11 protein-coding genes are annotated in these 14,406 nt (G+C 46.5%); 10 read left to right on the plus strand and 1 reads right to left on the minus strand.

The features are described from left to right. Positions 1-12 precede the first annotated feature (12 nt). From LZG75_RS06280 to LZG75_RS06300, 5 genes are all read left to right on the plus strand, one after another. On the plus strand, positions 13-1,917 hold the full coding sequence (locus tag LZG75_RS06280; protein ID WP_233924018.1) for a propionate--CoA ligase: 1,905 nt from the start codon (positions 13-15) through the stop codon (positions 1,915-1,917). Between the two features lie 141 nt (positions 1,918-2,058). After that, the gene (gene carA / locus LZG75_RS06285) at positions 2,059-3,279 is read left to right on the plus strand and encodes a glutamine-hydrolyzing carbamoyl-phosphate synthase small subunit (protein ID WP_233936320.1); all 1,221 of its coding nucleotides are present in this window, start codon (positions 2,059-2,061) and stop codon (positions 3,277-3,279) included. Next, complete coding sequence (gene carB, locus LZG75_RS06290) at positions 3,272-6,544, plus strand: carbamoyl-phosphate synthase large subunit (protein ID WP_233936333.1); 3,273 nt, start codon at positions 3,272-3,274, stop codon at positions 6,542-6,544. Before carA ends, carB begins: the two co-directional genes overlap by 8 nt. Positions 6,545-6,559: 15 nt before the next feature. Then, on the plus strand, positions 6,560-7,036 hold the full coding sequence (gene greA / locus LZG75_RS06295) for a transcription elongation factor GreA (RefSeq protein ID WP_233924021.1): 477 nt from the start codon (positions 6,560-6,562) through the stop codon (positions 7,034-7,036). 12 nt (positions 7,037-7,048) lie between these two features. Next, positions 7,049-7,552, plus strand: a complete 504-nt coding sequence (locus LZG75_RS06300; protein ID WP_233924022.1) for a DUF4149 domain-containing protein — start codon at positions 7,049-7,051, stop codon at positions 7,550-7,552. A 38-nt stretch (positions 7,553-7,590) separates the two neighbouring features. On the opposite strand, the gene LZG75_RS06305 is transcribed toward LZG75_RS06300, so the two are convergent. After that, entirely contained in the window at positions 7,591-8,145 is a 555-nt protein-coding gene (locus LZG75_RS06305; protein ID WP_233924023.1) for a YhbY family RNA-binding protein, read from the minus strand. Positions 8,146-8,219: 74 nt separating this feature from the next. Here LZG75_RS06305 and LZG75_RS06310 point away from each other — a divergent pair, with 74 nt between their 5' ends. From LZG75_RS06310 to pstS, 5 genes are all read left to right on the plus strand, one after another. After that, positions 8,220-8,909 (plus strand): RlmE family RNA methyltransferase, encoded by a 690-nt coding sequence (locus tag LZG75_RS06310; protein ID WP_233924024.1) that lies wholly within the window; start codon positions 8,220-8,222, stop codon positions 8,907-8,909. A gap of 167 nt (positions 8,910-9,076) precedes the next feature. Next, the gene (ftsH, locus tag LZG75_RS06315; protein ID WP_233924025.1) at positions 9,077-10,960 is read left to right on the plus strand and encodes an ATP-dependent zinc metalloprotease FtsH; all 1,884 of its coding nucleotides are present in this window, start codon (positions 9,077-9,079) and stop codon (positions 10,958-10,960) included. Positions 10,961-10,977: 17 nt separating this feature from the next. After that, a complete protein-coding gene (gene folP / locus LZG75_RS06320; RefSeq protein WP_233924026.1) occupies positions 10,978-11,832 on the plus strand; it encodes a dihydropteroate synthase in 855 nt (284 codons plus the stop codon). 7 nt (positions 11,833-11,839) lie between these two features. Next, positions 11,840-13,186, plus strand: a complete 1,347-nt coding sequence (glmM, locus tag LZG75_RS06325; RefSeq protein WP_233936337.1) for a phosphoglucosamine mutase — start codon at positions 11,840-11,842, stop codon at positions 13,184-13,186. Positions 13,187-13,351: 165 nt separating this feature from the next. Next, positions 13,352-14,386, plus strand: coding sequence for a phosphate ABC transporter substrate-binding protein PstS (pstS, locus tag LZG75_RS06330; RefSeq protein ID WP_233936339.1), 1,035 nt, complete (start codon positions 13,352-13,354; stop codon positions 14,384-14,386). Positions 14,387-14,406 lie beyond the last annotated feature (20 nt).

A 14,406-nucleotide genomic window follows, 5' to 3' on the forward strand; every position in this document is an offset into this window, starting at 1 on the left:
GTCGGAACTACTATGGTGCAGGCAAGCAAGCAACACACTTCTTATAAAACTGTGCATCAAGCTTCAATTACTGATCCAATTCAATTTTGGGGAGAGCAGGCCAAGCTTATTCATTGGGAAAAGCCGTTTAATCAAGTCTTGGATTATTCCAATCCGCCCTTTAGTAAATGGTTCGCGGGCGGCTTAACCAATCTTTGTTACAACGCAGTCGATCGGCATTTAGCGCAACGTGGCGACCAAATTGCTTTGGTGGCAGTTTCCACCGAAACCAACCAAGAAAAAACTTACACCTTTCAAGAGTTGCATGCGGAAGTGAATCGCATGGCAGCAATTTTAAAAACTAATGGGGTAAATAAAGGCGATCGCGTTTTAATTTATATGCCGATGATTGCGGAAGCCTGTTTTGCCATGCTGGCTTGCGCGCGAATTGGGGCAATTCACTCAGTGGTCTTTGGGGGTTTTGCCTCACATAGCTTGGCAGCGCGAATTGATGATGCGCAACCCCAAATGATTATTTCAGCTGAGGCTGGCATGCGCATGGGTAAAGGCGTACCTTACAAGCCTTTATTAGATGAGGCGATTGCTTTAGCTGTATCAAAGCCAGCCAAGGTGCTCATTGTGAATCGGGGGTTGACTCCATACACAGCTGTAGCGGGGCGCGATTTAGATTACGCTGCCGAGCGGGAAAAAAACATCGCTGCACAAGTTCCCGTGGAATGGGTTGATGCCACGCATCCCTCCTATATTTTATATACCTCTGGCACAACTGGAAAACCGAAAGGCGTGCAGCGCGATACGGGTGGTTATGCCGTGGCCCTTACAGCGAGCATGCAGCATATTTTTTGTGGCAAGCCAGGTGAGACGATGTTTACTACATCGGATATTGGCTGGGTAGTAGGGCATAGCTACATTATTTATGCACCACTTTTAAACGGTATGGCGACCATCATGTATGAAGGCACGCCGTTACGACCCGATGCAGGAATTTGGTGGAGTTTAGTTGAAAAATATAAAGTCTCGGTGATGTTCTCTGCGCCAACGGCAGTGCGCGTGCTGAAGAAACAAGACCCTAGTTTTTTAAGCAAATATGACTTGTCGAGCTTGCGCTATTTATTTTTGGCTGGTGAACCACTTGATGAACCCACTGCGAATTGGATTCATGGCGCCATTAATAAACCCGTAGTAGATAACTATTGGCAGACCGAAACCGGCTGGCCTATTTTGGCAATTCAAAGTGGAGTTGAGGTCATGCCCCATAAATTTGGTTCGCCTGGCTTACCTTCCTTTGGGTACAACATGAAATTGCTCGATGATGCTACTGGCGCTGAGTTAGGCGCCGACGCCAAAGGCGTAATTGCTATTGAGGGCCCCTTACCACCGGGTTGTATGCAAACGATTTGGGGAGATGATGCGCGTTATGTGAAGACCTATTGGGAATCAATTCCTGGCAAGTTAATTTATTCGACCTTCGATTGGGGTATTAAAGATAGTGATGGTTACTTTTTTATTCTTGGGCGTACCGATGATGTAATTAATGTGGCTGGCCATCGATTAGGAACACGTGAAATTGAAGAAAGTTTGTCTAGTCACCCGAATTTAGCCGAGGTTGCCGTAGTTGGTATTGCTGATCAATTGAAGGGCCAAGTTGCGATTGGCTTTGCTATTCCGAAGGATGCTTCACAAACTGCTACTTTAGAAGCCGAACTGATGAAAACAGTGGATTCCCAGTTAGGCGCCGTTGCTCGCCCAGCAAGAGTCTACATCGTTCATGCTTTACCCAAAACGCGGTCAGGAAAAATTGTGCGACGTGCTTTACAAGCAGTGGCTGAAGGGCGCGATCCTGGCGACATCAGCACTATGGAAGACCAAGCGGTTTTGGCGCATATTAAAGAAGTGATTGAGCAAAAGCGCGGCTAGTCTGTAGGCAAGCTGGTATGATAGTGGGGTTCGTAACTCATAAATTACCCTAGCGCTTAAAGACACTCACCTCCCGCAAATTGTCCCGGGTAGGTCTTTTGGGGCGAGCAGGGTCGGATGGCAGTAGGGATTGGAGAATTTTTGTCACCCTTACTTCCTTCTTTTCCTCCCGCGGTACTGGCGCTCGCAGATGGCAGCGTTTTTGCTGGTTACAGTATTGGCGCCCCTGGTGAAACTTCTGGTGAAGTTGTTTTTAATACCGCCATGACAGGTTACCAAGAAATCTTGACTGATCCCAGTTACGCAAGGCAAATTGTTACCTTAACTTATCCACACATTGGTAATGTGGGGGTGAATGCGCAAGATGCAGAATCGGCGCAGGTTTACGCAGCAGGTTTAATAGTGAAAGATTTATCGCGGCGGGTTTCGAATTTCCGTGCTGAAGATAGTTTGGAACATTATTTGCAAGAGGCCAAGGTTCCGGGTATTGCTGGTATCGATACCCGTAAGTTAACGCGATTATTGCGCGATAAGGGTGCACAGTCAGGCGCCATCGTGGCCGGTCGTATTGGCGATAATGTGGCGGAGTTAAGTAAACAAGCTTTGCAGTTAGCAAAATCGTTTGCAGGTATGGCTGGTCTCGACTTAGCGCAAGTGGTTACCACTCCATATGCCTATGAATGGCGTGAAGGTGAATGGGAATTGCATGGCCCCATTGGTAAGCCAGCCTATCGGCTGCTTGATGAAGATAAACCTCCAAAAAATATAGGCAAATTAAAACATGTCGTGGCCTACGACTTTGGTGTGAAACGTAATATCTTAAGAATGCTAACTGAGCGCGGCTGCTTATTAACGATAGTGCCAGCTAAAACGAGTGCCGCTGAAGTGATGGCGATGAAACCAGATGGCGTATTTTTATCGAATGGCCCAGGTGATCCCGAGCCATGCGATTACGCCATTACAGCTGCCAAGACCATTATCGACGCTGGAATTCCTACCTTTGGTATTTGTTTGGGGCATCAAATCATGGGTTTAGCGGCGGGGGCCAAAACCCTCAAAATGAAATTTGGTCATCATGGTGCAAATCATCCCGTTAAAGATCTCGAGAGTGGCAAGGTTGCCATAACTTCACAAAACCACGGCTTTGCAGTTGATGCAAAAACCTTACCAGCTAATGTGCGCATTACTCACGTGTCTTTATTTGATGGTTCATTGCAAGGCTTAGCTTGGAAAGATAAGCCGGCCTTTTGCTTCCAAGGTCACCCTGAAGCATCGCCCGGACCCCATGACATTGCTTACTTGTTTGATCGCTTTATAGATTTAATGCAAGCTCCTAAGCAGCAGGAGGTTACCCGTGCCTAAGCGTAGCGATTTAAAAAGTATCTTAATTATTGGCGCTGGTCCGATTGTGATTGGTCAAGCGTGTGAGTTTGATTACTCTGGTGCGCAAGCTTGCAAAGCTTTGCGTGATGAAGGTTACAAAGTTATTTTGGTTAATAGTAATCCTGCGACCATCATGACCGATCCCGATATGGCCGATGTAACTTACATTGAACCCATTACCTGGGAAGTAGTTGAGCGCATTATTGCGCTAGAAAAGCCCGATGCCATTTTGCCAACAATGGGCGGCCAAACTGCCTTAAATTGCGCACTTGATTTGCATCGTCACGGGGTTTTAGAAAAATATGGTTGCGAACTCATTGGCGCCTCTCCCGAAGCGATTGATAAAGCAGAAGATCGGCAGAAGTTTAAAAATGCCATGACGAAAATTGGCCTAGGCTCGGCTAAATCAGGCATTGCCCATACCATGGAAGAAGCCTTAGCAGTGCAACAACGCCTTCAAACTGAAACCCATAGTGCCGGTTTTCCAGTAGTCATTCGTCCTTCATTTACGATGGGTGGTTCTGGCGGCGGTATTGCTTATAACCGCGAGGAATTTGAAGAAATTTGTAAGCGTGGTCTCGAGCTATCACCCACTAATGAATTATTAATTGAAGAATCATTATTGGGTTGGAAAGAGTTTGAGATGGAAGTGGTGCGTGACCGAGCAGATAACTGCATTATTGTTTGCTCGATTGAAAACCTCGATCCGATGGGCATCCATACTGGTGATTCAATTACCGTTGCCCCAGCGCAAACTTTAACGGATAAAGAATATCAATTGATGCGTAATGCTTCAATTGCGGTCTTACGAGAAATCGGTGTTGATACAGGTGGTTCGAACGTGCAATTTTCTATTAACCCGGTTGATGGACGCATGATTGTTATTGAAATGAATCCCCGGGTCTCGCGTTCTTCGGCCTTGGCCTCAAAGGCTACTGGCTTTCCGATTGCCAAAATTGCTGCCAAGTTAGCAGTGGGTTACACCTTAGATGAATTACAAAATGATATTACTGGTGGCACTACGCCAGCATCGTTTGAGCCTACCTTAGATTACGTCGTAACTAAAATTCCCCGTTTTGCTTTCGAAAAATTTCCCCAAGCCGATTCACGCTTAACGACGCAAATGAAATCGGTTGGTGAAGTCATGGCAATTGGCCGCACTTTTCAAGAATCATTTCAAAAAGCCTTACGTGGCTTAGAGGTTGGGGTCGACGGACTCGATGAAAAATCGACTGAATTAGAGGAGGTCATTCAAGAAATTGGTGAACCTGGCCCAGAGCGTATTTGGTATGTGGGCGATGCTTTTCGATTAGGCATGAGCCTTGATGAAATTTATGACGAAACTAAAATTGATCCTTGGTTTTTAGAACAAATTGAGGAACTCATCCAGCTAGAGGCAGACGTCAAGCTGCGCCAGCTTGATTCCCTAAAGGCTGCCGAATTACGTTTCTTAAAGCAAAAAGGCTTTTCTGATCGTCGCTTAGCCCGATTAATGCAAGTCGATACTGCTGCGGTGCGCGCCGCACGCCAGCGCTTAAAAGTATTGCCAGTTTATAAGCGGGTCGATACTTGCGCTGCCGAATTTTCTACTAATACTGCTTATTTGTATTCTACCTATGAGGCCGAGCACGGTGAATGTGAAGCTAACCCAAGTCAACGTGACAAGATCATGGTGCTAGGTGGTGGCCCTAACCGGATTGGCCAAGGGATTGAGTTTGATTATTGCTGTGTGCATGCGGCGCTAGCCTTGCGTGAAGATGGCTATGAAACCATCATGGTGAATTGCAATCCTGAAACCGTGTCAACCGACTACGATACTTCCGATCGTTTGTACTTTGAACCGCTTACTTTAGAAGACGTATTAGAAATTGTTGCCAAAGAAAAGCCGCTAGGTGTCATTGTGCAATATGGCGGCCAAACGCCGTTGAAGCTAGCGTTAGACCTAGAGGCGAACGGCGTGCCAATTATTGGTACCTCACCCGATATGATTGATGCGGCTGAAGATCGTGAGCGTTTTCAAAAATTGTTGCAAACCCTAGGTTTGCTCCAGCCACCAAATCGAACCGCGCGCGCTGAAGATGAAGCCTTGATATTAGCTGAAGAAATTGGCTATCCTCTGGTGGTGCGGCCATCGTATGTATTGGGTGGTAGAGCAATGGAAATTGTTCATGATGGCCGCGATTTACAACGCTATATGCGTGAAGCGATGAAGGTCTCGCACGATTCACCGGTTTTACTAGATCGTTTTTTAAATGATGCGATTGAATGCGATGTCGATTGTATTAGCGATGGGCAGCAAGTCTTTATTGGCGCGGTGATGGAGCATATTGAACAAGCTGGAGTGCATTCGGGTGACTCCGCCTGCTCTTTACCGCCTTACTCCTTAATACCCTCAACAGTCGCTGAAATAAAACGTCAAACTGCAGCGATGGCTAAAGGCCTCAATGTAGTGGGCTTAATGAATGTGCAGTTTGCGATTCAGAATGTAGCTGGTAAAGATGTCATCTACGTTCTGGAGGTGAATCCGCGTGCTTCGCGCACTGTTCCCTATGTATCGAAGGCCACAGGGCTGCAATTAGCAAAAATTGCCGCGCGCTGTATGGTTGGTCAAACATTAGCTCAGCAAGGTATTGTGGCCGAGGTTATTCCAACTTACTTCTCAGTTAAAGAAGCGGTCTTTCCCTTTAATAAATTTCCTGGTATTGACCCTATTTTGGGCCCCGAGATGCGTTCTACTGGTGAGGTAATGGGGGTAGGACGAACTTTTGGTGAAGCGCTGTTTAAATCGCAATTAGGCGCTGGTATTAAGTTGCCTAAAAGTGGCACGGTCGTATTGACTGTGAAAGATAGCGATAAGGCAGTTGCAGTAGAAGTGGCCCATATCTTGCATGAATTAGGCTTTCCCATGGTGGCGACCAAAGGTACTGCCGCAGCAATTACGGCTGCTGGATTACCTGTGCGGATGGTGAATAAGGTTAAAGATGGTCGACCCCATATTGTTGACATGATCAAAAACGGGGAAATCTCCTTGGTCTTTACTACCGTTGATGAAACCCGTACCGCCATTGCCGATTCTCGCTCGATTCGCACCAGTGCCCAGGCAAATAATGTGACTTACTACACTACCATTAGCGCAGCTAGAGCTGTCATGGAAGGTTTATTAAGTTTTAGTAAGAGTTCAGATAGCGGCAAAGATGCTTTAGCGGTCTATTCCTTGCAGGATTTACACCGCTCACTGCCATAGCTTAGAATTAGGGTTATGAGCACAATTCCATTAACTAAGCTTGGCGCGCAACTTTTGAAAGAAGAGCTGCAGCGCTTGAAGCACGTCGAGCGCCCAGCGGTGATTAACGCAATTTCAGAAGCCCGTGCCCAAGGCGATCTTTCTGAAAATGCCGAGTACGATGCCGCAAAAGAAAAGCAAGGTTTTATTGAGGGTCGGATTCAAGATCTGGAAAGTAAATTAGCCGCCGCCCAAATTATTGATCCTGCTACCTTAGACGTCAATGGGCAAGTTGTTTTTGGAGCCACGGTCGATTTAGAAGATTTAGAAAATGGCACGAAGTTTACCTACCAAATTGTGGGTGATGATGAGGCTGATATCGCGGTCAATAAAATTTCTATTAGCTCACCTATTGCGCGGGCTTTAATCAGCAAGGAAGAGGGCGACGTGGTTAAAGTGCAAGCGCCTGGCGGCAATCGCGAAGTTGAAATTTTAGCTGTACGGTATATTTAATTTATTTCAGCTATGCCGATGGTCGAAGTGGTACCAGTAAATTCAAGCTATGCTGGTGCACGGCGCCTATTCATGATACTCAGCAATTTATGGGTTGGCAGTATATTAACCGTCGGTTACTTGGTCGCTCCAACTATTTTTTCCCAACTCTTTGATCGGCAAGCCGCTGGCATGATGGCTGGCGCAATTTTCCGGGTCGAGGCTTATGTAAGTTTGGTGACATCTGTAGGGCTTTTGGTTTTTGCCAATTTACTGATCAATCGCGGCTTGAATCAATTTCGTCTCGTTCGCTGGTTATTACTAGGCATGCTGATTTGTACTTTATGCGCGACATTTATTCTCATTCCTTGGTTAGAAATGATACGCGACCAGGCTTTACAGCAGGGTATGCCAGTGATGCTTTCACCATCAGCTACTTTATTTAGTAGGCTTCATGGCATGTCGAGCATTTTATTTTTATGCCAAAGTGTTTTGGGTTTAGTCTTGGTATGGCGGTTGAGTGGAAAAGCGGAATAGATTCAGCTAAACCAATAAACTCAGCTAAACCATTTGTATTACCCCAATAATTTTTTCTTAGTGCTGCTTTGGCGCACTTTGCGCCGCTTAGGGTTTGGTGCTGGCGCGCTTAATTTGCGCGAGGTGTAGCCTGCCGAAGTCCAGCCAATTTTAGATTCACGTACCGGCGCTTTCGAGCCCTTGCCAACTGTTTTTGGTGGCGTGCTGACTTTTTTGCTTGCGGTCTTGCGCGTTGTCTTGAGCGCAGTTCGTGGGGCTTGAATTTTTTTCTTGGTCTTTTTAGCCGAGCGTGCAAAAGCTTCATCTTCTGCGGCAGTAGGTTTGGGGCGCCAGACTACGAATAGTTTGCCAATCTGTTGTACTGGAGCTGCGTGCAAAGCGTCGCAAAGCTTGGCGTACATCTCGGCACGTAATTCACGATCATCGCCCAGCACCCGAATTTTAATCAGCTCATGGCTTTTAAGTGCCAATTGCGCTTCTTTGATGACGTTGGCACTCAAGCCAGCATTGCCAATCATGACAACAGGATTAAGATCATGGGCTTTGGCTTTAAGCGATTTGCGTTGGGCAGGGGTAATGGTTAATTTAGTCATAGCTTGCGATGATAGTGCATTCGAAATTACACGCATTTGCACTGCTACAAAGAAATCAGCGAAAATAGCCCATCGTGGCAAAAAATAAATTTAATAAAAGCTGGTTACAAGATCATTTAAATGATCCCTATGTAAAGATGGCCCAAAAAGATGGCTATCGCGCACGGGCGGTATATAAGCTTAAAGAAATTGACGAGCAAGATCATTTAATTAAAGCAGGTATGGTGGTCATCGATTTAGGTAGTGCTCCAGGCAGCTGGTCTCAATACGTACGTACCCGCTTAGTTGAGCTAGGCAAAAGCAATCCCAAAATTGAGTCGGGCAAGCCGGACGGCTGCATCATTGCCATTGACTTGCTGCCCATGGAAGCCATTGCTGATGTTAGTTTTATCGAAGGAGATTTTCGTGAAGACGCGGGAATTGCTGCCGTTACTGCTTTGCTACCGGGGGGAGTGGATAGCAAGGTTGACTTGGTACTGTCTGATATGGCGCCCAATTTATCAGGGGTAGGGGTTGCCGATGCTGCCCGCATGGCGTATTTGGCTGAATTAGCCCTTGATTTTGCCGTGGCACGCTTAAAGCCCGATGGCGCTCTATTGATTAAAAGCTTTCATGGCAGTGGCTACAGCCAAATTGTCGAGGCTTTTAAAAAGGTCTTTAAAACCGTAACCCCTCGAAAGCCTAAGGCCTCGCGAGATAAATCGGCTGAAACCTTTCTCTTGGGTCGAAATTTAAAGCCTGCCGCTATATCCTCAGGGACTTAGGGCTTGATTAACCCTAATAACAACAGTAGTTTATTGGATTTATTTGTTCTCAGCCCTTGAATATAGGGAGTAGTAGAATCATATACATAGGGTATTCATGGGGTTTACGGTGTTTATTGGGGTTTTATAGGTTTTTACTCCCGAATTAATTCGGCAAAGGTGTGCATTTGAATAGCAATATGTTCCAGAAAATTGGGGTTTGGCTCATTGTGGGTCTGGTTTTATTCACCGTTTTCAAGCAATTTGATAAGCCGCGCTCACAAGAGCAGGTTACTTACTCGCAATTTATGGATGACGCCAAGGGCGGCAAAATTAAACGCGTGGATGTACAAGGCCGTACCCTTCAAGTAACGCCTAGCGACGGCGTTAAGTATTCGATTATTTCGCCTGGCGATATTTGGATGGTAGGCGACTTGATGAAGTTTGGCGTGCAAGTAACCGGTAAAGCGGAAGATGAGCCAAATTTATTGGTATCTGCTTTGTATTACCTCGGACCCACTTTATTGATTATTGGTTTTTGGTTTTTTATGATGCGCCAAATGCAAGGTGGCGGCAAGGGCGGTGCCTTTTCTTTCGGTAAATCGAAGGCGCGCTTGATTGATGAAAATAGCAATACCGTGACCTTTAATGATGTGGCGGGTTGTGATGAGGCCAAAGAAGAAGTATCTGAATTAGTCGATTTCTTAAAAGACCCGCAAAAATTTCAAAAACTGGGTGGGCGAATTCCGCATGGTGTGTTATTGGTTGGCCCTCCAGGTACAGGTAAAACCTTATTAGCGCGCGCCATTGCTGGTGAAGCTAAGGTACCGTTCTTTTCGATTTCGGGTTCCGACTTTGTGGAAATGTTTGTTGGTGTGGGCGCATCGCGTGTGCGCGATATGTTTGATAACGCTAAAAAACATTCACCATGCATTATTTTTATTGATGAAATTGATGCCGTTGGTCGCCATCGTGGTGCTGGTATGGGCGGTGGTAACGATGAGCGCGAACAAACCCTCAATCAAATGTTAGTTGAAATGGATGGCTTTGAGAGTAATAGCGGCGTAATTGTCGTTGCTGCGACTAATCGCTCAGATGTGCTCGATCGGGCCTTATTGCGTCCAGGTCGTTTCGATCGCCAAGTACACGTTGGCTTGCCGGACATTCGGGGCCGTGAACAAATTTTGCAAGTACATATGCGCAAAGTACCGATTAACCCCGATGTCGATGCAGCAGTAATTGCGCGTGGCACTCCCGGATTTTCTGGTGCCGATTTAGCGAACCTGGTGAATGAGTCGGCTTTATTTGCTGCGCGCCGTAATAAACGCTCAGTTGATATGCAAGACTTCGAAGACGCTAAAGACAAAATTTATATGGGTCCCGAACGTAAATCGGCAGTTATGCGTGAAGAAGAGCGGCGCAATACGGCTTATCACGAATCGGGTCACGCAGTGGTGGCGAAAACCTTGCCCAAAGCCGATCCAGTGCATAAAGTCACGATCATGCCGCGCGGTATGGCTTTAGGCGTTACTTGGCAGTTGCCTGAGTTTGATCGCATTAATATGTATAAAGATCGGATGTTGGAAGAGCTGGCTATTTTGTTTGGTGGCCGTGCCGCCGAAGAGGTTTTCTTACACTCGATGAGTACTGGGGCCTCTAATGACTTTGAGCGCGCGACAAAACTGGCGCGTGATATGGTGACGCGTTATGGCATGAGCGATAGCTTGGGCACCATGGTCTATGTTGATACCGAACAAGACAATATGTTTGGGCGCATGAATGTGAAAACGGTTTCTGAAGAGACGCAGCAAAAAGTCGATGCTGAAATACGTACCCTCATCGATACGCAGTACGGTGTAGCCAAAGCAATATTGGAGCAAAATCGCGAAAAAGTAGAGGCCATGGTAGTTGCTTTGTTGGAATGGGAAACCTTAGATGCTGAGCAAATTAATGACATCATGGCAGGTCGTCCACCACGGGCACCTAAGCCACCCCCAATTACCAGCGCTTTTGGAAACTCAGCTGGTGGGGCATCAGGTCCTACAGCTGATAATGCCCCAGCACCAGCTTAAGAAATAATTACGCTGTAATGTACGTGCAAAATCTGCCCACGGCTTGGCGCTGTGGGCGTTTTCTTTTTGACTGGCAGAAACGCATGCGTCCTTTAGTCATGGGGATTCTGAATGCGACACCCGATTCATTTTCAGATGGGGGGCGTTTTGCTAGTCGTGATGCCGCTTTGCGTCAAGCTGAGCATATGATTACCAGTGGCGTTGACATTATTGATATTGGTGGCGAATCAACCCGCCCTGGTGCTGAAGCGGTGCCAGTAGATATTGAGCTTGAGCGGGTACTGCCCATCATTGAAGCATTGCGCGATTGTGGCACCGCCCTATCAATCGATACCTATAAGCCACAAACCATGCTAGAGGCCTTAAAGCTAGGTGTCGATTGCGTAAACGATGTCTGGGCTCTGCGCCAACCGGGGGCATTAGAAGTGGTTCATCAAGCGGGCTGTGGGGTGGTGCTAATGCATATGCAACGCGACCCGCAAACCATGCAATTTAATCCTGAATATTTAGATGTTGTTACAGATGTGAGATTATTTTTAGCAGAACGGGCCAAAGAAGTAGAGGCAGCAGGGGTTAGTACCGAGCAAATTATTCTCGATCCTGGCTTTGGTTTTGGTAAAAGCCTTGAGCATAATTTACGCATGTTACGCGAATTTGGCTCATTTACCGAGTTAGGGTACCCAGTTTTATTGGGCATTTCCCGTAAATCGATGCTGGGTAAAATTAGCGGCAAGGAAGTGCATGAGCGCTTAGCCCCCGGCATTGCTGCGACGATTATGGCGGTTGAGCAGGGCGCAGCGCTGGTTCGCACTCACGATGTACCAGAAACCTTTGATGCACTTCGCTTATGGGAAGCGGCGCGGGTTTTATAATCAATCTATGAAAAAGAAATATTTCGGTACCGATGGTATTCGTGGAGAAGTAGGGCAATTTCCTATCGTCCCTGAATTTGTGATGCGCTTGGGCTATGCTACTGGCAAGGTGCTTAGTCGTGATCTTGCGCCAGGCGAGCGTTGTTCCGTTTTAATTGGTAAAGATACGCGAATTTCTGGTTATTTACTCGAGGCCGCTCTTGAAGCAGGCTTTTCTGCTGCTGGTGTCGATGTCAGTTTATGCGGCCCTATGCCTACCCCTGCTGTTGCCTATTTAACGAATGCCTTACGCCTTTCAGCAGGCATTGTTATTTCGGCTTCGCATAATCTTTATCAAGATAATGGCATTAAATTTTTCTCTGCCCAGGGCGACAAAATATCGGATGAGTTTGAATTGGCAATTGAAGCCCTATTAGAAGAGCCGATGGGGTGCGTTAGCTCAGAGCATTTAGGAAGGGCATTTAGACTACGCGATGCAGCTGGTCGTTATATTGAATTTTGTAAGTCGACCTTTCCTAATCATTTGAATTTGCGCGGTATGAAAATTGTGGTCGACTGTGCTAATGGTGCTGCTTACGATGTAGCTCCGAATGTCTTTCATGAATTAGGCGCAGAAGTGATTTCTATTGGCATTGAGCCTAATGGTCGCAATATTAATGATCGTTGTGGCGCGACTGCACCGGCTGCTTTAATCGCCAAGGTGCGCGAGACCGGCGCTGATATTGGCATTGCCCTTGATGGTGATGCCGATCGCTTGCAAATGGTCGATGCTAGTGGGCGTCTCTTTAATGGCGATGAGTTACTTTATGTCTTGGCCAAGGATCGGCTTGAGCGGGGTATGCAGGTCGGTGGGGTGGTTGGAACCCTTATGACAAACTTAGCCGTAGAAAATGCCCTGCGGACTTTGGGCCTTGATTTTGAGCGAGCGCAAGTTGGCGATCGTTATGTGTTAGAGCAGCTAAAACAAAAAAAATGGCTCTTAGGCGGGGAAGGTTCGGGCCATTTGCTCTGTTTAGACCACCATACTACTGGCGATGGCACGATTGCAGCTTTGCAGGTTTTGGCAGCGATGCGGCAAAAGAAACAAAGCTTGGCTCAATTACTGAGTGCAGTATCAATTTTTCCGCAGGTACTGATCAATATTCGCACCCCAGCCAATTACCGCTGGCAAGACGATACGCAACTACAGGCGAAGATTGCTGCAACTGAGGCTGCCTTGGGTCAGCGTGGGCGAGTTTTAATCCGCCCCTCGGGTACCGAGCCGGTTTTACGGGTCATGGTGGAGGCGCAAGATGCTTCTCTGGCGCAAAGTAGCGCTGAACAGATTGCTGCTGTAGTGCCTAAGGCAAGCTAAAAAATATTTTAAGATGAAACGATAAATAACTGATTTATATACCTATTTATCGATTGAAGCAATTTTGTTTTGGCTGTCATAAAAAGGTCATATAGAAGTCTTATGCTCACTGAGAAGATTCAACCTCATCTGCTCACTTAAGCTCTTCTAAAGGACTAATTAATAATGAATGTTTTGCTCAAAAAAGCCATCACAGTAGGTGCAGTGGTTTCTGCCACCGCCTTTTCAGTGCCTGTTTTCGCGCTTGATATCACTGGCGCCGGCGCAACCTTTCCTTACCCTGTCTACGCGAAATGGGCCGAAGCGTACAAAGCAAAAACCGGCAATGGCATGAACTACCAGTCAATTGGTTCGGGTGGCGGCATTAAGCAAATCAAGGCTAAAACCGTTGACTTTGGCGCAACTGACAACCCTGTTGCATTTGAAGAGCTAGAAAAAGATGGCATGGTGCAGTTTCCAGCCATTATTGGCGGTGTAGTGCCAGTAATTAACGTCGAAGGTGTGAAGTCGGGTCAAATTAAATTGGATGGCCCCACTTTAGCGGATATTTTTCAAGGCAATATTAGCAATTGGAACGATAAGCGTATTGCCATTATGAATCCAGGAGTAAAAATTCCTGCAGGTGACATTACAGTGATTACCCGTGCCGATGGTTCAGGCACCACCGCAATTTTTACGGACTATTTAGCCAAGACTAGTAAGCTTTGGAAAGATGCTGTAGGTTCGGGTTCTTCTGTAAAGTGGCCTGCAGCATCCACCGTTGGTGGTAAGGGTAATGAAGGTGTTGCCGCTAATGTAACCAGAGTAAAAAATTCGATTGGCTACGTTGAATATGCCTATGCTAAGAAAAATAAGCTCACGTATATTTCGCTGAAAAATATCGCAGGGCAGTATGTTGAGCCAGATGATGAGACCTTTGCAGCCGCAGCAGCGGGTACCGATTGGGCGAAGATTCCTGGAATGGGCACTTTTATTACCAACGCACCTGGCGCGAAATCGTGGCCGATCACTGGCGCATCGTTTATTTTGGTCTACAAAAATCCTGAAAATAAAACAAATGCAGCAGAAGTCTTGAAGTTCTTTGATTATGCTTTTAAAGATGGCAAGAAAATGGCTACCGAATTAGAGTATGTGCCCCTGCCAGATGCAACAACCGACTTTATTCGTAAGAATGTTTTTACTAAAGTGCAAACAAAGTAACGGAAGATTACAGGCTAGTA

Origin of the sequence: Polynucleobacter sp. IMCC30063 (assembly GCF_021395235.1) — a bacterium.
Lineage (GTDB): Bacteria > Pseudomonadota > Gammaproteobacteria > Burkholderiales > Burkholderiaceae > Polynucleobacter.